The sequence below is a fragment of the Rhizobium sp. YAF28 genome (assembly GCF_052113285.1).
GTDB lineage: Bacteria > Pseudomonadota > Alphaproteobacteria > Rhizobiales > Rhizobiaceae > Rhizobium.
Genome location: NZ_JBFRCX010000007.1, coordinates 221543 through 244868, shown reverse-complemented (window position 1 = coordinate 244868; position 23326 = coordinate 221543). Strand labels below are relative to the sequence as shown.

Genomic DNA, 23326 nt, shown 5'->3' with positions numbered 1-23326 from the left:
TAGTTCACATGCCTTTCGAGACGAGGCTTGAATACAGGGCAACATAACGTTCGGCGCTCTTCTCCCAAGAGACATCCGACTTCATGCCCTGCTTTTGCAATTGGGTCCAGACTTTTTGATCCGCGTAAAGGTGCATGGCGCGGCGCAGTGCCTGTAGCATGCTTTCTTCGTTTACAGGTGCGAATTGTATGCCTGTCGCCACCTTTGCCGCAAGTGCGGCATGATTGGCATCGATCACGGTATCGTTGAGCCCGCCGGTGCGCGCCACGATCGGCACGCAGCCGTAACGCAGGCCATAGAGCTGGGTAAGACCGCAAGGCTCGAACCGCGACGGGATGATGATGGCGTCGCAGCCGGCCTGCATGAGGTGCGACATCGGCTCGTTGTAACCGATGGAAACACCGATGCGGCCGGGGTTGCGGTTGGCGGCGGCGAGCAGCGCACCTTCGAGGGCTGCCTCGCCGGATCCGAGCACGACGAGCTTGCCACCGAGTGCGACGATCTTATCTGCAGTGCTTGCGACAAGATCCATGCCTTTTTGCCAGGTCAGCCGGCTGATGACGCAGAAGATCGGCGCGTCGTCATGGTCGAGATGGAAGAATTCCTCGATCGATCTGCGGTTCTCCAGACGGTTTTTCAGCGTCGTCGGGCCGTAGTGCGTGTGGACGACCGGATCAGTCGCCGGGTTCCAGATGTCAGCATCGATGCCATTGACGATGCCATGCAACACGTCACGGCGGCTGGCGATGACGCCTTCGAGACCCATGCCGAATTCGGGAGTGAGGATCTCGTCGGCATAGGAGGGACTGACCGTGGTGATGGCGGAGGCAGTCTGCAGGCCGCCCTTCAGGAAGCCAACGGTGCCGTAGTATTCGATGCTTTCGGTGGCAAAGGCATGGGGCGGCAGACGCAGGCCGGGGAAGATATCGGCGCCGAACTGGCCCTGGAAGGCGATGTTGTGGATCGTCAGGATGCTCGGCAGTTCGGGTGTCGGATAATAGCGCATATAGACCGGCACCATGGCGGCCTGCCAGTCATGGGCATGCACGAGATCCGGCCGCCAGCCAGGCAACAGGCCCGCGGCGATTTCGGAACCAGCCAGCGACAGGGCGGCAAAACGGCGCCAGTTGTCCGGGTGATCCTTGCCGGTCGTATCGAGATAGGGACCACCCGGGCGGTCGTAATAGACTGGAGCGTCGAGCACGAGGATGTCGAGACCCTGGTGCTCCACCTCCAGCACTCTTGCCGGCTGGCCGAGCAAGTCCGGAAACTCCAGCCGGACGACCGGATTCTGCAGCATCCTCATGACGCTGGGATATCCAGGCATAAGGGTCTTGGTTTCAACGCCGAAGGATTTGAGGGCTATTGGCAGGGCGCCTGCCACGTCGGCAAGGCCCCCTGTCTTGATCAAAGGGAAGACTTCGGACGAAACCGAAAGAACTTTCATAAGTCAGATATCCAGCTTGTCGATCATCGGCTGCGTGATCAGGCAAATGCCGCTTTCGGTCCGTCTGAAGCGCCGCGCATCGAGCTCCGGATCCTCGCCGACGACAAGACCTTCCGGGATGACGACACCATGGTCGATCACAACATCTTTGAGCTGCGCGCGCCGGCCGATCTTCACGTTGGGCAAGATGACCGCTCCATCCAGCTTGGAGAAGGAATTGGCCCGCACGCCGGTGAAGAGAAGGCTCCGGTTGAGGCTTGCGCCTGAGATAATGCAGTCGCCGGCGACGACGGACGAGGTTGCCGAACCGCGGCGGTCTTCGTCGTCATGGACGAATTTCGCCGGCGGGGTGATCTCGGCGTAGGTCCAGATCGGCCAGGACTTGTCATAGATATCGAGGGCCGGAACGATCGCTGTTAGATCGATATTGGCCTGCCAGTAGGCATCGATCGTACCAACGTCGCGCCAGTAAGGCTCATGTTCGAAATCTGAACGCACGCAGGATTTGGCGAAACGGTGGGCGACCGCTTTACCGTGCTCTACGATATAGGGGATGATATCCTTGCCGAAATCGCGGCTGGAGGTCGGATCGGCGGCATCACGTCGTAGTGCCTCGATGAGGAACTTCGTGCGGAAGACGTAAATGCCCATGGAGGCGAGGGCGAAATCCGGCTTATCCGGAATGCCTGGCGGATCGGCCGGCTTTTCGATGAAGGCGAAGATTTCGTCCTTTTCGTTGACATGCATGACGCCGAAACCGACCGCATCCATGCGCGGGACTTCAAGGCAGCCGATGGTCACGTCCGCGCCGGTATCGACATGCTGCTGCAGCATGTATTCATAGTCCATCTTGTAGATATGGTCGCCAGCCAGGATGACCATGTACTCGACGCCGTAATCCTCGATGATATCGATATTCTGATAGACGGCATCGGCGGTGCCTTCGTACCACTGCGTTTCGGAAACGCGCTGGGAGGCAGGCAGGATGTCGAAGCTCTCGTTGCGCTCCGGCCGGAAGAAGTTCCAGCCACGCTGCATGTGGCGGATCAGTGAATGTGCCTTGTACTGGGTGGCGACGCCGATGCGGCGGATGCCGGAATTCAAGGCATTGGACAATGCGAAATCGATGATGCGCGCCTTGCCGCCGAAATAGACGGCTGGTTTGGCGCGTCGGTCGGTCAGTTCCTTGAGGCGGCTTCCCCTACCGCCGGCGAGAACATAGGCCATTGCATCGCGGGCAAGTGGCTGAATGCGCTTTTCTACCATTTTCTCCTCCCACCAGTCACTAATTCTCAGGTTCAAGCATGATCGTCGCCAACGGCGGCAGGGTTATCGAGCAGCTTATCTCGCCGCCGGCATCGACGGCCTGCACGCGCCCGCCATTGCCCTTTCCGCTGCCGCCATAGATGTCGGCATCGGTATTGAGGATTTCCCGCCAGCGCCCCGCCGAAGGCAGTCGGATCGAGTAGTTCTCGCGATAGACAGGCGTGAAGTTCGTGATGACGGCAACCGGCTTCTGGCCGGGCGCCTTGCGCAGCCAGGCGAAGACCGAGTTCTCGTAGTCATCTGCGATCAGCCATTCGAAGCCGTCGCCTTCGCAGTCGCGTGCATGGAGTGCTGCCTTGCTGCGGTAGGTGAAATTGAGGTCGCGCACCAGGCGGCGCATGCCTTCGTGCATGCGATATTGGAGCAGATTCCAGTCGAGCGACTTGTTTTCGCTCCATTCGGCCCACTGGGCAAATTCCTGCCCCATGAAGAGCAGCTTCTTGCCGGGATAGCCCCACATGAAGGCGTAGTAGGCGCGCAGATTGGCGAATTTCTGCCAGTCGTCGCCCGGCATCTTGGCGATCAGCGAGCCCTTGCCGTGCACGACTTCGTCGTGGGACAGTGGCAAGACAAAGTTTTCCGAATAGGCGTAGAGCAGCCCGAAGGTCAACTCATTGTGGTGATGCCTGCGGTGCACCGGTTCGCGGCTCATGTAGCTCAGTGTGTCGTGCATGAAGCCCATATTCCACTTGAAACCGAAGCCGAGGCCGCCTTCGTGAACTGGTTGCGAGACTTTCGGCCAGGACGTCGATTCCTCGGCGATGGTCATGACGCCGGGATGCTCACCATAGATGCGGGTATTGAGGCTTTGCAGAAAGCGGACGGCTTCGAGGTTTTCATTGCCGCCATACTCGTTCGGGATCCATTCGCCGTGCTTGCGCGAATAGTCGAGATAGAGCATCGAAGCGACTGCATCGACGCGCAGACCGTCGAGATGGAATTTCTCCGCCCAGTAGAGCGCGTTGTTGACGAGGTAAGATACGACTTCGGTCCGGCCAAAATTGTAGATCGCCGTATTCCAGTCCGGATGGAAACCCTTGCGCGGGTCTTCGTGCTCGTAAAGCGCGGTACCGTCGAACCAGCCGAGACCATGTTCGTCGGTTGGGAAATGTGCCGGTACCCAGTCGAGAATGACGCCGATGCCGACCTTGTGACAGCCGTTGACGAAGCGGGCGAACCCCTCCGGCTCACCGAAGCGGGCGGTCGGGGCATAAAGACCGGTCGTCTGATAGCCCCAGGAGGGGTCGTAAGGGTGTTCGGTAATCGGCAGGAATTCGATATGGGTGAAACCCATGTCGACGCAATAGGGGATGAGGCTCGAAGCAAGCTCATCCCATGACAGCATGGAGCCGTCCTGGCGGCGCTGCCAGGAGCCGGCATGAACTTCGTAAATGCTGATCGGCTGACGGCGTTTGTCAGTCTCGCGCCAATGCTTCAGATGCGGCTCGTCCTGCCAGTCCTGTATAAGCTCGGCTGCGGTCACGGAGGCCGTCTTTGGGCGCAGTTCGCTGCGGCGGGCAAAGGGGTCAGCCTTCAACGGCAACAGAACGCCGTCATGACCGCGGATTTCGAATTTATAGGGAACGCCGAGCGGCACGTCGGGAGCGAAGATCTCCCAGATCCCGCTGTCGGAACGGAAGCGCATGACATGACGCCGTCCGTCCCAGTTATTGAAATCGCCGACAACGGAAACGCGCTGGGCATTCGGTGCCCAGACGGCAAAATGGATGCCGGTCGCGCCTTCATGCTTGATGCGGTGGGCGCCCATCTTGTCGAAGAGCCGCAGATGCGAACCCTGCCGGGCGTAATAATCGTCCATCGGGCCGAGTACGGGGCCGAAGCTGTATGGGTCCGTCACTGCCCATTCGGCGTCGGCGCGCCGGGCGCGATAGCGCACCGGCTGGAATTTTGTGATGGAGACCTGGCCGCCGAAAATACCGTCAGGATGGAGCTGGTGGAGATCGCCGATCGGCGTTCCATCCAGCGCCATTGCCGTGACAGCTTCGGCGCCCGGAAGGAAACACCTGGTGATGAAGGCCTCGCCGGCCTGATGCACGCCCAGGACGGCAAAGGGATTGTCATGCGAGCCACTGAGGATTGCCGCTATTTCGTCAGCCGAAATTTCCCAGGGAAGCTTCACTTCAGGGGCGGCTTTCGGCGGCTTCATCAAGCTCTCCAGATCTCGTCTGCATATTGCCGGATTGTGCGGTCGGAAGAGAACCAGCCCATCCGCGCCGTGTTGTTGATTGTCTTCTCATACCAGGAGGACTGGTTGGTCCAGATCTGGTCGACCTCGCGCTGGGCGGCGGCGTAGGCATCGAAATCGCCAGCGACCATGAACCAGTCATGGGAATATATGCCGTCGATGAGGCCGGTGTAGCGGTTGCGGTCGTCAGGAGAGAAGACGCCTGAGCTGATGGCGGCAAGCGCCTGTGCCAGCTCACGCGAACCTTCGATGATTGCACGAGGATTGTGGCCCTCGCTACGGATCTTGGCGACTTCATCTGCCTGCAGGCCGAAGATGACGATGTTGTCTTCGCCGACATTGTCGCGCATTTCGACATTGGCGCCATCGAGCGTGCCGATCGTCAGTGCGCCGTTCAGGCCGAACTTCATGTTGCCGGTGCCTGATGCTTCCATGCCGGCCGTGGAAATCTGCTCGGAGAGGTCTGCCGCCGGTACCATGACTTCCGCGAGCGTGACATTATAGTTCGGCACGAAGACGACCTTCAGCAGGCCGCGGACCGACGGGTCATTGTTGATGGTGCGGGCGACATCATTGATGAGCTTGATGATGAGCTTGGCGTTATAATAGCTCGGCGCCGCTTTGCCGGCGAAGAGTTTTACGCGCGGCACCCAATCCAGCTCCGGATGCGAGCGGATCTGATCGTAGAGCGCGACGGCTTCGACGATGTTGAGGAGCTGGCGCTTGTATTCGTGGATGCGCTTGATCTGGATGTCGAACATGGCCGACGGATCGAGCTTCACGCCCATGCGGCTGGCGACGAGATTGGAAAGAGCCACTTTGTTGGCGCGCTTCACGGCCGCGAACTTCTGCTGGAAACTCGGGTCCGTTGCAAACTTGTCGAGTGCACGCAGCTTCTCGGCGTCATCGAGGAATTCGTCGCCGATCGCTTCGCGCACCAGGCCGGTCAGACCGGGGTTGCACTGCTGCAGCCAGCGACGGGGGGTGATGCCGTTGGTCTTGTTGTTGATGCGATCAGGGTAGAGCTTGTGCAGGTCCGCAAAGACCGTAACCTTCATGAGGTCGGTGTGCAGCGCGGAGACGCCGTTGATCGAATGCGAGCCGACGAAGGCGAGGTTGCCCATCCGCACGCGGCGGTCACCGCTTTCATCGATCAGCGAGATCGAACGGATTTCGGTGTCGGAGAAATTCCGCGTCTTGCGCGCTTCGATCAGGATCTTGGCGTTGATCGCGTAGATGATCTGCATATGGCGCGGCAGCAGACGTTCGAAGAGCGGAACCGGCCAGCTTTCCAGCGCTTCGGGAAGGAGCGTGTGGTTGGTGTAGGAGAAGGTGCGGCGGGTGATATCCCAGGCCGTATCGAAATCCATGCCGTGCACATCGCAGAGCAGGCGCGTCAGTTCGGCAACGGAAACCGCTGGGTGCGTGTCGTTGAGCTGGATCGCCACCTTGTCCGGCAAGGAGGTGAAGTCGTCATACTGCTGCAGGTGACGGCGCAGGATGTCCTGCAGAGAGGCGGAGGAGAAGAAATATTCCTGGCGCAGGCGCAGCTCCTGGCCGGCAGGCGTTGCGTCTGCCGGATAGAGAACGCGGGTCAGGCTTTCAGCTCTGTTGCTCTCGCGCAGCGCGCCGATATGGTCGCCGGCGTTGAAGGCGTCGAGCAGGATCGGGTCTATCGGCTGTGCCGACCAGAGGCGCAACGTATTGACGCGTTTGCCACGCCAGCCGACGACAGGTGTGTCGAAGGCGGCGGCGATGACGCGCTCGGCCGGCTTCCAGACGTATCGTGGCTGCTCGTCATGGCTGTTGATGACCTCGATCGAGCCGCCGAAGCCGATTTCATAGGCGCTTTCGCGGCGCTCGAATTCCCAGGGATTGCCGTGCGCAAGCCAGTTTTCCGGCAGCTCGACCTGCCAGCCGTCCGCCATCTGCTGACGGAAAAGGCCGTGGACGTAGCGGATGCCGTAGCCATAAGCCGGAACATCGACAGTTGCCATCGACTCCATAAAACAGGCAGCAAGACGGCCGAGACCGCCGTTGCCGAGTGCGGCATCCGGTTCGAGGCCGGCAATGACGTTGATATCGACGCCGAGCGAAGCGAGCGCATCCCGAACCTCTTCCATCAGGTTGAGATTGGACACGGCATCGCGCATCAGGCGGCCGATCAGGAATTCGAGAGACATGTAGTAGACGCGCTTGGCGCCTGTTTCATAGACCTTGCGGGTGGACTCCATCCACTTGTCGATGATGCGGTCACGCACCACGAGAATGGTTGCCGTCAGCCAGTCATGCGGCTTGGCGACCTTGGCATCCTTGCCAATGCGGTAGGTCAGACGCTCGATGATTTCCTCAGCGAGGATTTCTGGCCGGGAACTGCGCGGAGCTGGTGAGGGGATGATCGGCTTCGAAACAGTATTCATGTCAGGTCTCGCCAATTTTGATTTGGTTACAGTATCTTACGCCTGATTCAATCGATTTGTCGCTTATACCGACAGGGCAGTTTATGCACCGTTATCACGCACTTGCAACAAGGGAATTGGGCAAACGAAAAATTTGCGGAACCTTCATATTCGACAGGCCCAAGGGACTTGATTTCAATCGGTTTTCCCGATCTGATGGGCCGAATAAAGTCTAAACGAAAAGCCGCCCCGGTTTGTTCCGGAGCGGCTTTTTGCTGTGGTGAAATACGGGCTGCGGCCGTCAGTTCGTCAGCAGTGTGAGAGCCTTCGTCGCCTCCTGTGCGATGCTGGTGAAGGATGCCACCAGTTTCTCCATGGTCTCGGCCTCATAGTAGTTGCCGCCCGGCGAAGCGCAGTATTGAAGCAGGCTCTTGCCCTTGTCTGGAGCCATGAACGCGACGGTGAAGATCTTGATGCCCGCTGTTTTGGTCGCATCGCATTGGTCACGAACATTTTGGTCGTAGGTCTTCTGCCATTCGCCTGTGTTGCCCGTCATTTCGCCGTCGGTCATCAGGACAATGTAGCGCGATACGTTTTTGTTGCCCTTGGCCTCGTGTGCCATGCTTTCAACATCAGAACCGTCCTGGGCTTTCTGGACGGAAAGAGTTGCTTGTCTCATCGGTTCGGTGGCATCCGTGCCGCCGGTCGCAGTAATGCCGCTTACATAGGTTGCGGTCGTCGCCGTGCCCCACGCCATGGCGCTCATGCTTTTGATCTGGGTCTTTTTTGAATTATAGATAAGACCATTATTGTAAGAGTATGCGCCAGTCCGCACGAGGCTGTGATCCGGATCGGCGGTGTTCAATGCCGAAAAGAGAGCATTGGCTGCCTGCTTGAGCGCGTCGATCTTGATAACATAGGTCTTGCACTTTGTGCCATTATACGTGGCGCAGGTGCTGGTTTTGTCGCCCATCGAACCCGACTGATCGAGCACCAGTTCCATCGAAAGGGCGCTCTTGGTGTCGTTCGTGCCGCTCGTCGTCGAGCTCGTCGTGCCGACATTCATCGTCTTGTAGCCGAGGACGCCCATGAACGGCGTGGTGGCAAGAGCGTAGGAGCTGTTCACCGTAACCTTAAAGCTCTTGCTGGTTGCCGTCGTGCTGGTGTCGATGTTGATGCTCGTTGCGGCCTTGATGTCGTCCACGGCGTCAGTGCCGACATAATTGGCCATCTGGCCGCTGACGAAATCCTTCGCAAGAGCTTCGGCGGCAGCGCTGTTGGCGGCCGTTCCGTTGGCAAGCGCGGTTGCGGCTGCCAGAGCGCCGGCGTCCGTCGCTTCCTGAAGCTCGCGCTTGGACAGGATCGCATTTGAATAGTCGATAGCCAACCCCGCGGCGCCGATAAGCACAGGCAGCAAGATGGCCGTCATGATACCGAAATTGCCGCCACGGTCGCGCCGCAGCCGATCAAGAAGCGAATGCAGGGTGTTCATCATGTCCACCGGTTCGAAGGAGCCCTATTTGGCTCTTGATGGACCAGATGACTTTAATGGGCGCTAAAGCCGGTCTCTAAAATTGCAGGCAACTGGCTGTTTTTTCCAATTTCGGGATTATTTGAGCGGAATTACGTCCACTGCCTGCACGGAACGCTGGCTGCCATAACTCTTGAGCACACCGATAACGGGAGCGACATCGGCATAGTCGCGGCCGTATGCGACGACGATATGGTCGGTTCCAGCAGGGATATTGTTGGTGGGATCGAGCTCAATCCAGCCGGCCGTTTCGCCGCACCAGACGCGGACCCAGGCATGCATGGCGTCAGCCCCTTCCAGCCGCTCCTTGCCCGGCGGCGGGATTGTGCGCAGGAAGCCGGAGACATAGCCGGCGGGAATGCCGAGGCTGCGCAGCGCGAGGATCATGACATGAGTGAAATCCTGGCAGACGCCGCGCTTCAGTTTGAAGGACTCCAGCGGCGTGGTGTCGACGGTCGTCGCTTCCGGATCGTAGGTGAAATCCTTGTTGATGCGAGCGCACAGCGCATAGGCGATCTGCATGATGGTCAGCGACGGCTGTACACAGGTCTTTGCGTATTCACTGATCGCCTTGGTTTCGGTCAGGCGCGGACTGTCGCCAAGGAAATGGTGGGGCGATTCCGAATCGAGCGACCAGATTCCGGCGACTTCCTCCGGCAGGTTAGCCAGCAGCGGCGAGAAGTCGGCCGACATGACCTGGCTTTCGACCTGCACGCGGGCCTGCATGCGGATATCGAGCGTTTCATGCGGCGAGCGCAGCAGGAAGGATGTTGCCGGATGCTGGAAGAAATCGACGAAATGCGACTGTTCGTCCGGCTGCGGCGAAATGCTGATCGAGCCCGCGACAAGCCGCTGGCGGTTCGCCAGCGAGAGCGGCATGAGGCGCATGATATGGCGCGCGCCTGACGCAGGCGTGTCGTAGGCATAGCCCATATGCAGGGTGAGATCGTATAGCACCGCCGTCATCCGAGATAGGTCTGTGCCAGGAGGTCGGAGAGGTGTTCCAGTTCGCGCTCCAGCCGATGATAGACATCGTCGCTCATCGTCTCCGGCGTCATGACGGCTAGGCCCGAATGCAGGCGCATCGCCTCGCGGTAGAAGGGCGACATCTGGCCGTTCATGAAGGCGTTTGGAAGCTGCTCCACCTCGCGATGGATCTCGTTCATCTGGAAGAGGATCGAGCGCGGATTAAGAGGATCGAGCGCCAGGAGATCGGTGACCGTCAGCCGCGCCGTGTTGACGTTGTAGCGGCGGCGGTGGGTCATGACGCTGTCGCCGATTTCGAGCAGCATGTCGAGCGCGCCATCGGGCGCTTCCGGGCCGGACATGTGGCCGAGCAGCCGCGTCATATGCAGGCCGCGCTCAATGTATCGGCCAAGCGAGAGGAAGCGCCATCCGGTGAAGCGGTACATGTTTTCATGCACGAGACCGGCGAAGCCCGCGAGCTTGCGCAGCAGGATGGTCATGGCGTGGCTGGCATCGTCACCGGCGGTGATAGTCGAGTGGAAGCGGCGGGCGGTCTTGGCGAGATCGTTCAGTGCCAGCCAGCCATCCGGCGAGAAGCGGTCGCGGATATTGCTCGCCGAATAGACGGCGCTGTCGATATTGCGCAGCAGCGATTCCGGCACAGGCTCGGCGGTGTCGATATCGACGGCGGCAAGATATTCGGTGACGTCGGCAAGCAGCGGCTGGTTCGGGTCGGCCGCCTCGGCATAACGTGCATGCCAGGCGCGCAGGATGCGCAGCGCCCCTTCGGCGCGTTCGATATAGCGGCCCAGCCAGAAGAGGTTATCGGCCGCGCGGCTCGGCAGGCTGCCCGGCATGTTGCGGGTGAAGCTGCCCTCGGCGGGCAGAAGAGTGTGGCGCTCGACCGGCTTGTCGCTGACGATCCAGACATCGGCCGCCGCGCCACCGGATTGCATGGCGATGGCGGCGACATCGTCTCCCGAGCCGATGCGGGCAAAGCCGCCGGGCATGATCTGCCAGCCGTTGGCGGTACGGGCGGCGAACACGCGCAGCGACATCGGCCGCGGCGTCAGCTTGCCGTTGACCCAGGCGGGTGTGGTCGAGAGGGTGACGACTTCCTGACCGACGAGCTTTGCGCCGTCGCTTGTCAGCCAGTCTGTAATCGAGTTCTTCGCTGTGGCGCGCAGCGACGAGCCGAGGACGGATTCGCCGCTGTCATCGAAGAAGGGGGCGCGGGAATAGGCCGGGCCGATCACCATCTTCTCGATATTGGCAGCCACGTGGTCACGCTCGTCCTTCTGGCCGCACCACCATGTGGCGATGGACGGCAGGCGCAGATCTTCGCCCAGCAGCTGGCGACAGACGGCGGGCATGAAGGCGAGCAGGGCGCGCGTTTCCAAAACGCCGGTGCCGAGCGCGTTGACGATGGTGATGGTTTCGGCGCGCAGCGACTCCACAAGGCCGGGGGTGCCGATATGCGAGTTCTGGTTCAGCTCCAGCGGATCGGCATAGGCGGAATCGAGACGCCGCCACAGAACGCCGATCGGCTTCAGGCCGGCGACGGTGCGCACCATGACGCGGCCGTTGACGACAGTCAGATCCTCGCCTTCCAGCAGCATGAAGCCGAGGTAGCGGGCAATGTAGGCGTGTTCGTAGTAGGTTTCGTTTGCGGGGCCGGGCGTCAGAACTGCGATGCGGTCGTCACCCGAATGTTTCATCGTCTGCAGTGCATCGCGGAAGGCGCCGAAGAAGGAAGCGAGGCGGTGGACCGGCGTTTCGGCGTAGATATCGGAAAAGGCGCGGGTGGTCGCAACCCGGTTTTCCAGCGCAAAGCCTGCGCCCGAGGGGGCCTGCGTGCGGTCGGCAAGTACCCACCAATTGCCGTCAGGGCCACGGCCGATCTCGAAGGCGCAGAAATGCAGATAGTGCCCGGTTGCCGGTTTTACGCCAACCAGAGGTCGTTGGAATTCCGGATTGGCAGCGATGAGGGCGGGCGGAAAGATGCCCTCCTCGACGAGCTCGTTGTCGCCGTAGATATCGGCAACCATCGCTTCGAGGAGATTGGCGCGCTGCACGAGGCCTGCCGAAAGAGCCTGCCATTCACGCTCGTCGATCAGCACTGGAATGTGGGAGAGCGGCCAGGCACGCTCGCCGCTGCCCTTGGCGCCGTAAGCCCGGTAAAAGACGCCGGCGTCGCGCAAATAGCGGTCGGCGCGGGCGAACCGCTCGGCCAGATCCTTTTCCGGCATGATGTTCAGATGGGCGAGGAAGCGCTGCCAGACCGGACGGATGGTGCCGTTATTATCCACCATCTCGTCGGCGATACCGGGCAAGGGCTCATAATCGAAGACCGCGTCCGCGCCGGCGCGTTCTTCGATTTCGTCCCTCAGTTCTAGTGCAGGCTTCTTGCCCATCAGACCCAGTTTCTTCAAATTCCAGCGGGCCGCCTCAGATCCAGCGTGAGCGGGAATTCAGGCGAAACCGTTTCGGCGCGCGGGATATAACCACCCGCCGTATGCCCCCACGGTTCGAAACGGGCAAGCCGCCGCGCTTCCGCTTCGTTGCCGTTGACCGGGAAGGTTTCATAATTCCGACCACCCGGATGGGCAACGTGATAGATGCAGCCGCCGATCGAACGTTTCGACCATGTATCATAAATATCAAAAGTCAAAGGCGTATTCACCGGCAATACAGGGTGCAGGCCAGAAGCCGGCTGCCAGGCCTTGAAACGCACGCCAGCGACCGACACGCCCGATGTGCCCGTCGGCATCAGCGGTACGATTCGGCCGTTGCAGGTGACGATGTAGCGCGAGACGTTGTTCGTTTCGAGCCGAACCTGAAGGCGCTCGACGGAGCTGTCGACGTAACGGACAGTGCCGCCCGGCGCGCCTTCCTCGCCCATGACGTGCCAGGGCTCCAGCGCCTGGCGCAGTTCCAGCTTCGAACCCTCGTATTCGACCTCGCCGCAGAAGGGGAAGCGGAATTCGAGCTGCGCCTTGAACCATTCGGGGCTGAGGTCGAAGCCGTTTTCGCGCAGGTCGGCGAGCACATCGAGGAAATCCGTCCAGACGAAATGCGGCAGCATGAAACGGTCGTGCAGTGTCGTACCCCAGCGGACGAAATTGCCATCGGCGGGGTTCTTCCAAAAGCGGGCGATCAGCGCGCGCACCAGCAATTGCTGGGCAAGCGACATACGCGCGTTCGGCGGCATCTCAAAGCCGCGGAACTCGATGAGGCCGAGCCGTCCAGTCGGGCCATCCGGCGAGAACAGCTTGTCGATGCAGATCTCGGCACGGTGCGTGTTACCGGTGACATCGGTCAAAAGATTTCGGAACAGCCGGTCGACGAGCCAGGGCAACGGCAGTTGACCGCGACCCGGCGCTCCGATCTGCGCCATGGCGATTTCCAGCTCATAGAGGCTGTCGTGGCGGGCCTCGTCAATCCGCGGCGCTTGGCTGGTCGGCCCGATGAACATGCCGGAAAAGAGGTAGGAGAGCGAGGGATGGCGTTGCCAGTGGAGAATGATGCTTTTCAGCAGGTCCGGGCGGCGCAGGAACGGGCTGTTGTTTGGATTGGCGGCGCCGACGACAACGTGGTTGCCGCCGCCGGTGCCGGCGTGGCGACCATCGACCATGAACTTGTCGGCGCCGAGCCGGGTGGCGCGGGCTTCCTCGTAGATCGCCGTGGTGATGTCGACGCAATCCTGCCAGTTGGAAGCTGGATGGATGTTGACTTCGATGACGCCTGGATCGGGAGCGACGCGGATAACGTTGATGCGCTCGTCCTGCGGCGGCGGATAGCCTTCGATGTGAACGGGAAGCTTGAGTTCGGCAGCGGCGTTTTCGGCAGCGGCGATCAGTTCCAGATAATCCTCGACGCGCTCCACCGGCGGCATGAAGACGCAGAGCCTGCCTTCGCGCGGTTCGACCGACAAGGCAGTGCGCACGGCACCACCTATGTCGCCAAGGGTCTGTTCGACACGGACGGCGTGGCTTTCGTCCGTCTGGAATGATGCTTCCGGCATGGCGCGGCCGGCGGGTACGAAGACATCAGGCAGCGGCGGGCGCGGTATCGACGGATCTGCGGGGTGGATATAAGGGTAGCGCGCCGGCGGGACATAGGGCAGCGTGCCGAGTGGCAGGCGATAGCCGATCGGGCTATCACCCGGTACGAGAAAGATCTTTCCGCGGCGCGTGCGCCATATTTCGCTGACCCAGGTGCGGCTTGCGGCAGCCTTGGCATTCCATACCTGAACGGGAAGGATATAACCCGTCGGCACGGTGAGGCCGCGGGCGAAGACGCGGGCAATGCGGTTGCGCTCCTCGGGGTCCTTCAGCTTCGAATTGGACGGATCGACATTTTCGGGAAGGCTGCCTTCCTTGATGATCCAGTCTGCAGGATCCTCATAGGCCGGCTGCACCATATCCGGCTTGATTGCCAGTTCCCTGGCGATCGCCGTCAGAAGCTTTTCGGCATCCTCGGCCTTGACGCCGGTATCCTTGCCTTCAGCGGCGATCAGGTCGAGGTTCTGCCAGATCGGTTTGCCGTCACGGCGCCAGTAGAGAGAGAAGGTCCAGCGCGGCAGGCTTTCGCCGGGATACCATTTACCCTGGCCGTAATGCAGGAAGCCGCCGGGCGCGAAGCGCTCCTGCAGCCTGCGGATCAGGCTGTCGGCCTTTTCGCGTTTGGTCGGTCCGACGGCGGCGGTGTTCCATTCCTCGGACTGAAAATCGTCGATCGAGACGAAAGTCGGCTCGCCGCCCATCGTCAGGCGTACATCCTCGGCTTCGAGGACGCGGTCGACCTTCTCGCCGAGCTGGTTGAGCTCGTCCCAGCTCTCATCAGAGAAGGGTTTGGTGATGCGCGGGTGCTCGGCGACGCGGGAGACCTTCATGTCGAAGGCGAATTCGGTTTCGGCCTCGCCGAAATAACCGCCGGAGATCGGGGCGGCATTGCTGAAATGCGGCGTGGCGGCGAGCGGAATATGGCTTTCGCCGGTCAGCAGGCCGGAGGTCGGATCGAGACCGACCCAGCCGGCGCCGGGCAGATAGACCTCCGCCCAGGCATGCAGATCAGTGAAATCGACCTCGGTACCTGAAGGACCGTCGAGGGCCTTCAGGTCTGGCGCCAACTGGATGAGATAGCCGGAGACGAAGCGGGCGGCGAGCCCGAGATGGCGCAGGATCTGCACGAGCAGCCAGCTGGTGTCGCGGCAGGAGCCCTTGGCGGTTTCCAGCGTCTCCTCCGGCGTCTGGACGCCGGCTTCCATGCGGATGACATAACCGATCTGCCGCTGCAGACGGGCATTGAGACCGACGATCATGTCGACCGTCGGCTGATCGGGCGACCAGTCGAGCGTCGGCAGGAGTGCCTTTAGGCGCGGGCCAGCCGGCTCCGGCATCATGTAGATCGAGAGATCTTCACGGAGCGATTCCGGGTAGTTGAAGGGCCACTTCGTCGCTTCCTCCTCGACGAAGAAATCGAAGGGATTGTAGACCGTCATGTCGGCAACGAGATCGACCTCGATCTTGAATTCGGTCACCGGTTCGGGAAAGACGAAGCGCGCGAGGTAATTGCCGTAAGGATCCTGCTGCAGGTTCACGAAGTGGTTCGACGGCGTGACCTTCAGAGAATGGCTCAAAACCCGCGTCTTCGAATGCGAGGCCGGTTTCAGACGGATGATCTGTGGGCCGAGGCGGACCGGTTTGTCATACTGATAATGGGTCAGATGATAGATGCTGGCTTTGATCGACATATTGCTCTTTTATCTGCTTGCCGTTGATCGGCTTAGCTGTTCCCAAAGCCAGTGTGTGCAATGCAGCGAAAGAATGCAAGGCGGAAAGGTTAACGCGGTGACGGCATTCAGGCGGCTCTGTTGAACGTCACTGATGCCTTCAGACCCCTACCGCCGCGCCCCGGTATCAGTACAAGTCTCGCATTGAAAAGATTAGCGATTTCCTCGACGATCGGCAGGCCGAGGCCGGCACCGGGTGCGCCGGACTCATTCCCGCGGGAGAAACGCTTTCTGACGGCTTCCAGCTTTTCGGGCGGAATACCCGGACCGTTATCCTCGACTTCCAGTCTGACCGTTTCCGCATCCTCCATAATACGGACAGTCACTTCCGCGCCCTTGCCGGCATAGGCGATGGCATTGCCGGCGAGATTGCGCAGCATCTCGCCGATCAGCAGCGGCTCGGCGCGGATCATCGCAGGCCCTTCGCCCTCGAAGCCGAGATCGATGCCGGCTTCGGCAGCGCGGGGGATCTGCTCGCCGGTGATCTCCTGAGCAATGGCCGTGAGATCGATGGCCGAGACCGTCAGTGCTTCCTTGGCGGTCGCGGCATCGATCTTGGCCATCAGCAGAAGCTGGGCAAGGATGCGCTCGGCATGGGCAACAGCCTGATCGCCTTTGAGTGCGGCATGTTGCGCCTCGTCGAGAGAACCGGCGCGGGCTGAAAGAGCAAGCTGTGTGCGGATGATCGTGAGCGGCGTGCGGAGCTGGTGGCTGGCATTGCCGGTGAAATTGCGCAGCGCATCGAGCGCCGATTGCAAGCGCACCATGAAGGAGTTGACCGTATCGACAAGTGGCTGCACCTCACTCGGAACGGATTGCTCGATCGGATGCAAGTCGCCCGGGTTGCGCTCGCCGATAGCGTCGCCGAGCTTGTAGAGCGGCCGTAGCGCCACCGTAACGGAAATCCAGACGATAACGGCGGCACCGGCTATCATGACGGCGAGGCGCAGCGCCGAGCGGACGAGGATTGCCTGCGCCAGATGACGGCGGGCAATGGTGGTTTCGGCGACGGTGACGACGAAGGGCACAGAGCGGATGCCGGTCGAGGCGGAGCGTCCCAATGTCGCCACACGGATCGGCTCGCCGCGGAAGATGTCGTCGGCAAAGGCGGCCGTATCGCCCTGCGTTTCCTTCAGCACCGGCAGCGCTTGGTAGCCGGTGATGAAATTTCCGGGTGGGCCGTCGACACGGTAGAAGACGCGGTCCTGTGCCGCCGATGTCAGCATTTCCAGCGCGACATAGGGAATATCGACCTCGAGCGTGCCGTCTTCGGCGACGACGACACGTTCGGCGATGGCCAGCGCCGAGCCGGCCAATACGCGGTCAGAAACGATGTTCGAGGTCTGGACGGCTTCGCGCCAGGTATCGGCGAGCGCCAGCGTGCCGATAACGGCAGTCGAAACAAGCAGCCAGAAAAGCAGTCGGCGCCGGAGCGAATAGGCCGCCGTCATGAGGGCTCGGGCAGCTTGTCGAGATAATAACCGATGCCGCGGGCGGTCCTAACCGTCAGTCCGTGCGGTGAAAGCCTCTTTCTCAGGCGGCTGACATATTGCTCGATGGCATTGGCGGAGATGTCGTCATCGAAGGCAGTCAGCGACTGCATGATCGCCTCCTTGGCGACGACCTTGCCGGCGCGCATGAAAAGAATTTCGAGCAGGCCGAGCTCGCGGGAGGGGATGTCGAGCGGCGTGGCACCGGCCGAAAAGGCGCGAGAATTCAGGTCGAGTGAGATCGATCCGAAGCTGACTGTCGAGGAATGCAGCCCGGCCTGGCGGCGCAGAAGCACGCGCACACGCGCTTCGAATTCAGCAATGTCGAAGGGCTTGATGAGGTAGTCGTCAGCACCGAGATCCAGGCCTTTCACACGCTCTTCCGGCGAGCCGCGGGCCGTCAGGACGAGCACGGCAGCCCGGCTGCCGCGGGCGCGCATGGCGCGCAGCACATCAAGGCCGTCCATTTCGGGAAGGTTCAGATCGAGAATGACGAGATCGAAATTTTCCGCTGCGATGACGGCATTGGCCGAAGCCCCGTCATGGACGACATCCACTGCATGGCCCGTGCCGCGCAAGATCGCCGACAGGCCGTCGGCCAACGCGATATTGTCTTCGGTAAGCAGGATGCGCAACGGATGTTTCCCTCGATTTTTCGGGGAGTTTATCAGGGATGACAGCCCGATGTCACAGCGATTCTGGGAATTGGTGAATGGAGGATAGCAGGATTTTATTCGCCTTCCGGCCCTGCGCATCATCAGCCCGATCGCCACGACGCCATGGGCCGGTTTCGATCCGCACCGAGATGTCGATGGCGGGGCGCAGACCGTCGTGGTAAGGACAAGGGGAGTTTGGGGAGGCTTTGCAGATGCGGAACCTGTCGGTCGGGCTTGTGGAAAGCCCGGAAGAGATCGATGCCGTTCGGCATCTCAGCCGTGCCTTCCGACAATGGCTTTACGACAACTATCCCGACGAGCGGGCGCAGATAGAACTTTACTACAGTCCGGAAAAATTCGAGGCTATGCTCGCCGACCTGCCGAAGATCCATGCAAGGCCACAAGGGGCAATGTTCCTGGCGCGGCTGGATGGAGAGATTGTCGGCTGCGTGATGCAGCATGAGATCGCGCCGAGCATATCGGAGATGAAGCGGCTCTTCGTTTCCGAGCAGGCACGCGGCAGTGGCGCAGCACTGGCGCTTTGCGAAGCGTCCCTCGCGCAGGCCAAGAAGGATGGCTACCGGATGATGCGGCTCGATACCGGCCATCGGCAGGTCGCTGCCCAGAAGCTATATCGCCGCCTGGGTTTTCGCGAGCGAGACGCCTACTACGAGATCCCTGATGATCTGAAGCCGATCCTGATGTTCTTCGAGCGCGAGCTTTGAGGTCTGGCTGTAGCCACCACTGGAAGCCGACCCTTGTCTGGCTTGTGCGGCTCGGGCATTCTTGCGCGATGAGGAGCCTTTTCATTCTGTTCCTGTGTCTGGTGCCCGGCTTTGCGGCAGCGGATCAGGTTTTTTATCCGGCGAAGTCGGGCAATACCGATGCGCCGGTGCTGACAGTCTATTCCTCGCTCGACGAGCCCTTGGCGCAGCCGATGATCCGCGGCTTTCAGGAGGCCAATCCGGATGTGGCAGTCAAATACGAGGACATGCTGACCGGGGATATTTACGACCGCATCGTCAAGGAAACGGATACCGGTCACAAAACGGCGGACTTCGCCTTCTCCTCTGCGATGGACCTGCAGGTGAAGCTTTCGAACGACGGCTATGCGCAGGTGAGCAACCTGCCGATGAGCGCCCAATGGCCGAAATGGGCGAACTGGCGCAACACCGCCTATGCGCTGACCTTCGAACCTGCCGTCTTCGTCTATCACAAGCCGAGCTTTGTTCATGAATCGGTGCCGAGCTCGCGGGCGGAATTCGTCGACTATTTGAAACGCAAGGGCAATGTGGTTTATGGGCGGATCGGGACCTATGACATTGAACGTTCCGGCGTGGGCTTTTTGTTCATGGCGCGCGATCAGGAACAGTTCGGCGATATCTGGTCGGTGATCGGGGCGATGGGGGCCGCCGGCGTGAAGCTCTACTCCACGAGTTCGGCAATCCTCGAGCGGGTGGCTGATGGGCGCTTCGTGCTCGGCTACAATATCCTCGGCTCTTATGCGGCCGACTGGGCCTCGCGTCATCCTGACGTCGGCATCGTGTTGCCGAAGGATTATACGGTCGTGATGTCGCGCATTGGCCTGGTGCCGCAGGCTGCCGCCGAGCCGGAACTCGGGCGGCGCTACCTTGCCTTCTTCATGTCGAAGGAAGGTCAGACGATCATGGCCCGCGAGTTGCAGATCCCGGCCGTCAGCCCGGAAGTGGCGGGCGAGAATACCGCCAATACGTTGCAGGAACTGCTCGGCGCACAGTTGCGTCCGGTGCCTGTCAGCCCCGGTCTGATGGTCTATCTCGATCAGGTGAAGCGGGCTCGGCTGATTGCGCACTGGAATGAGGTGCTGCGGACGCAGTAAAAACCTCGCTCGGCCAGTAGGAAACCTGTGGGCTGACCAAAATAAATCACATGTTCTCAATGACTAAGCGCTGATCCATTCGGCAGGAATGGTCCGAGCTCTAACTCAAGAATATAAAGGGCGAGGTTGCTGCTAGCGAACCTCGCCCTTTCGCATTTATGCCGTGACGGCAGCTACGGTCAGCCTTTGCGTATCACCACTTCCAGATATTCAGCCGGCACGACCATGGTGCCGTCCTTGGCGCGGTTGAAGCGGGCGATGAGCGCAAGGAAATCCTCTTCGAGAGCCGCCTTGCCCGGCTGTGGCAGAGCTTCGAAGGCCTTGTGGACAGGGCCGTACCAGGTGCGGAACACTTCCAGCCAGTGGGCGGGTGAGCGGTAGCGGAAATTATACATACGTGACGTCGCCTCGATGCTGGCCTGGCCGCCGAACATTTCTTCCAGCCTTGCCTTCGTGCCCCACAGCGCCGGCGACCTGAGGCCCGGCATCGGTGGAATATGCTTGCCTATCGTCTTGAAGACCTGGCCGATGAAGCTCTCCGGCGTCCAGTTCGCCATGCCGATGCGCCCGCCTGGCCGGCAGACGCGCAGCATTTCCTTTGCCGCCTTGTCCTGATCCGGCGTGAACATGACCCCGAAGGTGGAGACGACGACATCGAAGCTTGCATCCTTGAAGGGCAGGGCCTCGGCATCGGCCTGCTGGAACTCCACCGCCAGACCGTTTGCCATCGCCCGTTCGCGGCCGCGCTCCAGAAGCTCCGGCACGTAGTCGGTCGAGGTCACCTCGGCCCAACGCCGCGCAGCGGCAAGCGTCGCATTGCCGTTGCCGGCGGCGATATCGAGAACCTTTTCGCCGGAGCGCAGGTCCAGGGCTTCGCACAGGCTTTCGCCGACGATCTGCAGCCGGGCGCCGATGACGGAATAATCGCCAGAAGCCCAGGCGACCTGCTGGCGCGACTTCAACGCGGCGAGATCGGGTGTGGGCTGTGTCACGGCATTCGCTGTGGTTTGCATGGAATGTCTCCTCTCGTCTCGGCGAACGAAGGCCAGAGCCGCGAGCGCCCGCCGGTTTTTGATATCCAGATATAAGCGCAGCGTTCGACCAGCCTCTTGGAGTGCCCCAGGTCCGCTCGCAGGTAGATCGTGCCTCGGGTTGGGCAATCGGCCTAGTGTAGAAAATGGACTGGAACCGATACAGAAAATGGATCAGGCGGCGTAGGAGCTGCGCACCATCCAGTTTCCGATGCTTGTGGCGAGCGACATGTCGCCGATGAAGGAGATGCGTTCCCTGGCGATCTCGGTATCGAGGCTGGAATGGCCCATCCAGGCCGAGGTCATCGCCTTCAAATCGGCGGTGACGAAGAGGTCGACATCGTAACCGGGATCTGTGAGGCAGAGGTCCACAGGCGTGCCTAGCCGCGCCACGAGCCAGTAATGCCGTTCGTCACGCGGCAATTCGGGATAGGTGAACTGGATGACGCTGCGCTTGCGCGAGGGCAGGGCGGCGGCATTGACCTTGCGGCGCATGTTCCACATCAGAATGCGGGCATCGAGCTTTTCGAGGGTTACGTTGGCGTCGATATTGCGATGCGCCCAGGTGCCGAGCGCATGCACGATCGGCTCCAACTCGTTGGCGATCTCGGTCGTCCGATAGACGATCTCACCCGTGATGCGGTTTTCCGAGCGGGTGACGAGGCCGTTTGCCTCCATCTCGCGCAGCCGTTTTGCCATGAGGGTCGGTGACATTCCCGGTACGCCGCGTCGGATCTCGTTGAAACGTGTGGAGCCGGACCACATTTCGCAGAGCAGCAGCAAGGTCCATCGCGGCTCGAGCAGCTCGCACGCCTTGGAAACCGGACAAAACTGGTTGTAACCGCCATTTGCCATCGGATCGCCCTCCGCGGCCGAGTATCGGCCAAGTTCCTGAGAGCGTCCAGTACTGACAATGTACTAGTCCAGTCGCATTTCGCGGGAAGGTAGTCGAATTACGGCAAAAAAGTGTCTTGCCGCACTGGATATCCCGCCGATGTCAGCTAAATGACAGCTTCATATGATGGCTTGGGCTACTTCCTCTCCGTGGAGGCGGAGAGTTGAAGATTTTCCGGGAGGACTTCCGCTCGCTATCAGGACAATTGCGTCCACCGATCGGTGATCTCTCCTCATTTTCAAAAATAGCACAGGCGGTCCGCTCAGCCGCAGCACGGAGGACACATCGTGAAGCACACTTTCATCGCAACCCTTTTAGCAGCGGCCATTGCGCTGCCGGCCTATGCGGCTGATTATACCATCATCGCTCCGGCAGCGCCCGGCGGCGGCTGGGACCAGACGGCCCGCTCGCTGCAGACGGTGCTGCAGCAGGAAGGTATCTCCAAAAGCGTCCAGGTTCAGAACGTACCGGGCGCCGGCGGCTCTATCGGTCTTGCCCAGTTCAGCAGCCAGAGTGCCGGCAATCCGAACGCTCTCATCGTCGGCGGCTACGTCATGGTCGGCGCACTGCTGACCAACAAGTCCGTCGTCACGCTGAAGGACGTTACCCCGATTGCCCGCCTGACCGGCGAGTACGAAGCCATCGTCGTTCCGGCCGCATCCGACATTAAGACGCTCGCCGATCTCGTCACCAAGCTGAAGGCTGATCCCGGCGCCGTTTCCTGGGGCGGCGGTTCTGCCGGCGGCACGGACCACATCGCCGTCGGCCTGATCGCCAAGGCTTCCGGTGTCGATCCGACAAAGATCAACTATGTCGCCTTCTCTGGCGGCGGCGAAGCACTCGCCGCTATCCTCGGTGGCCAGGTCACGGCCGGCATTTCGAGCTACAGCGAGTTCGAATCGCAGGTCAAGGCCGGCACGCTGCGTCTGCTCGGCGTTTCCAGCGATGCCCGCATCGCCGGCGTCGATGCGCCGACCTTCAAGGAAGCCGGTACCGACGTTTCCATCCAGAACTGGCGCATGGTCGCTGCCGCCCCGGGCCTGACCGATGAAGAAGTCGCCTCGATTGCAGCAGACTTCGACAAGCTCCACAAGTCTGCTGCCTGGCAGGAAACCCTGAAGACCAAGGGCTGGGCCGACACCTATCTCGCAGGTGACGAGTTCAAGGCACAGCTCGAAAAGGATGTCTCGGCCACCGAAGGCATTCTCAAAGACATCGGTCTCGTTCAATGAGCGAAGCCGACATCTCATCGGCAACGAAGCGCCGCCCTGATTGGGCGGCGCTGGTCATTGCCGTCTTCCTCATTGCCGTCGCTGTCGTGGTGTTCTGGGATGCCTCGCATCTGAAGACGATTGCGCAATATGACCGCATCGGCCCGTCGACGGTGCCGAAAGTCGTCGCTCTCGGCCTGTTCTGTCTCGGCATCTGGACGGCGATCGAAGCCTGGCGCGGCGATTTTCCGGAACGCGAGCATCAGGAAGTGGCACCCGTCATCTGGATCGTCGCAGGCCTTGCCGGGCAGATGCTGCTCCTGCGCATCGCCGGTTTCTCAATTGCGACCGGCGTGCTCTTTGCGCTGACCGCGCGCGGTTTCGGCAAGCGCCAGATCTGGTTCTCGCTGCCGATCGGCATCATCATGAGCTTCATCGTCTGGGCGATCTTCTCGCAGCTCCTGCAGCTCACGTTGCCAGCCGGGCCGCTCGAACATCTGTTCTTCTGATAGCGCT

The 23326-nt window shown here is 60.8% G+C and carries 16 protein-coding genes; 4 read left to right on the top strand and 12 right to left on the bottom strand.

Annotation, left to right across the window (positions count from 1 at the left end; genetic code table 11):
* Positions 1 to 4: 4 nt before the first annotated feature.
* The 10 genes from glgA to AB4Z13_RS18040 form a co-directional block, all read right to left on the bottom strand.
* Positions 5 to 1447 (bottom strand): glycogen synthase GlgA, encoded by a 1443-nt coding sequence (gene glgA / locus AB4Z13_RS18085; protein WP_442206423.1) that lies wholly within the window; start codon positions 1445 to 1447, stop codon positions 5 to 7.
* A gap of 3 nt (positions 1448 to 1450) precedes the next feature.
* Positions 1451 to 2713, bottom strand: a complete 1263-nt coding sequence (glgC, locus tag AB4Z13_RS18080) for a glucose-1-phosphate adenylyltransferase (protein WP_113320954.1) — start codon at positions 2711 to 2713, stop codon at positions 1451 to 1453.
* A gap of 19 nt (positions 2714 to 2732) precedes the next feature.
* Complete coding sequence (glgB, locus tag AB4Z13_RS18075) at positions 2733 to 4940, bottom strand: 1,4-alpha-glucan branching protein GlgB (RefSeq protein WP_442206422.1); 2208 nt, start codon at positions 4938 to 4940, stop codon at positions 2733 to 2735.
* The gene (locus AB4Z13_RS18070; RefSeq protein WP_442206421.1) at positions 4940 to 7399 is read right to left on the bottom strand and encodes a glycogen/starch/alpha-glucan phosphorylase; all 2460 of its coding nucleotides are present in this window, start codon (positions 7397 to 7399) and stop codon (positions 4940 to 4942) included. Before AB4Z13_RS18070 ends, glgB begins: the two co-directional genes overlap by 1 nt.
* Positions 7400 to 7679: 280 nt before the next feature.
* A complete protein-coding gene (locus tag AB4Z13_RS18065; RefSeq protein WP_442206490.1) occupies positions 7680 to 8870 on the bottom strand; it encodes a pilus assembly protein TadG-related protein in 1191 nt (396 codons plus the stop codon).
* Positions 8871 to 8987: 117 nt separating this feature from the next.
* Positions 8988 to 9875 (bottom strand): transglutaminase family protein, encoded by an 888-nt coding sequence (locus tag AB4Z13_RS18060; RefSeq protein ID WP_442206420.1) that lies wholly within the window; start codon positions 9873 to 9875, stop codon positions 8988 to 8990.
* A complete protein-coding gene (locus AB4Z13_RS18055; protein WP_442206419.1) occupies positions 9872 to 12289 on the bottom strand; it encodes a circularly permuted type 2 ATP-grasp protein in 2418 nt (805 codons plus the stop codon). Before AB4Z13_RS18055 ends, AB4Z13_RS18060 begins: the two co-directional genes overlap by 4 nt.
* A gap of 14 nt (positions 12290 to 12303) precedes the next feature.
* Complete coding sequence (locus AB4Z13_RS18050) at positions 12304 to 15630, bottom strand: transglutaminase family protein (protein WP_442206418.1); 3327 nt, start codon at positions 15628 to 15630, stop codon at positions 12304 to 12306.
* Positions 15631 to 15737: 107 nt separating this feature from the next.
* Positions 15738 to 17120 carry a sensor histidine kinase gene (locus tag AB4Z13_RS18045; RefSeq protein ID WP_113320948.1) on the bottom strand — a complete coding sequence of 461 codons (1383 nt, stop codon included), beginning with the start codon at positions 17118 to 17120 and terminating at the stop codon, positions 15738 to 15740.
* Entirely contained in the window at positions 17117 to 17794 is a 678-nt protein-coding gene (locus tag AB4Z13_RS18040) for a response regulator transcription factor (RefSeq protein ID WP_113320947.1), read from the bottom strand. Before AB4Z13_RS18040 ends, AB4Z13_RS18045 begins: the two co-directional genes overlap by 4 nt.
* Before the next feature lie 233 nt (positions 17795 to 18027).
* Between AB4Z13_RS18040 and AB4Z13_RS18035 the strand changes: the two genes are divergently transcribed.
* On the top strand, positions 18028 to 18540 hold the full coding sequence (locus tag AB4Z13_RS18035; RefSeq protein WP_310383667.1) for a GNAT family N-acetyltransferase: 513 nt from the start codon (positions 18028 to 18030) through the stop codon (positions 18538 to 18540).
* A gap of 68 nt (positions 18541 to 18608) precedes the next feature.
* The gene (locus tag AB4Z13_RS18030) at positions 18609 to 19673 is read left to right on the top strand and encodes an ABC transporter substrate-binding protein (protein ID WP_442206417.1); all 1065 of its coding nucleotides are present in this window, start codon (positions 18609 to 18611) and stop codon (positions 19671 to 19673) included.
* A 179-nt stretch (positions 19674 to 19852) separates the two neighbouring features.
* On the opposite strand, the gene AB4Z13_RS18025 is transcribed toward AB4Z13_RS18030, so the two are convergent.
* Together AB4Z13_RS18025 and AB4Z13_RS18020 are read right to left on the bottom strand one after the other, a co-directional pair.
* Complete coding sequence (locus tag AB4Z13_RS18025) at positions 19853 to 20686, bottom strand: class I SAM-dependent methyltransferase (protein WP_113320945.1); 834 nt, start codon at positions 20684 to 20686, stop codon at positions 19853 to 19855.
* Positions 20687 to 20878: 192 nt separating this feature from the next.
* A complete protein-coding gene (locus AB4Z13_RS18020) occupies positions 20879 to 21559 on the bottom strand; it encodes a winged helix-turn-helix transcriptional regulator (protein ID WP_113320944.1) in 681 nt (226 codons plus the stop codon).
* Positions 21560 to 21886: 327 nt separating this feature from the next.
* Between AB4Z13_RS18020 and AB4Z13_RS18015 the strand changes: the two genes are divergently transcribed.
* Positions 21887 to 22831, top strand: coding sequence for a Bug family tripartite tricarboxylate transporter substrate binding protein (locus AB4Z13_RS18015; protein WP_037103547.1), 945 nt, complete (start codon positions 21887 to 21889; stop codon positions 22829 to 22831).
* Positions 22828 to 23319, top strand: a complete 492-nt coding sequence (locus tag AB4Z13_RS18010) for a tripartite tricarboxylate transporter TctB family protein (RefSeq protein WP_037103549.1) — start codon at positions 22828 to 22830, stop codon at positions 23317 to 23319. Before AB4Z13_RS18015 ends, AB4Z13_RS18010 begins: the two co-directional genes overlap by 4 nt.
* Positions 23320 to 23326 lie beyond the last annotated feature (7 nt).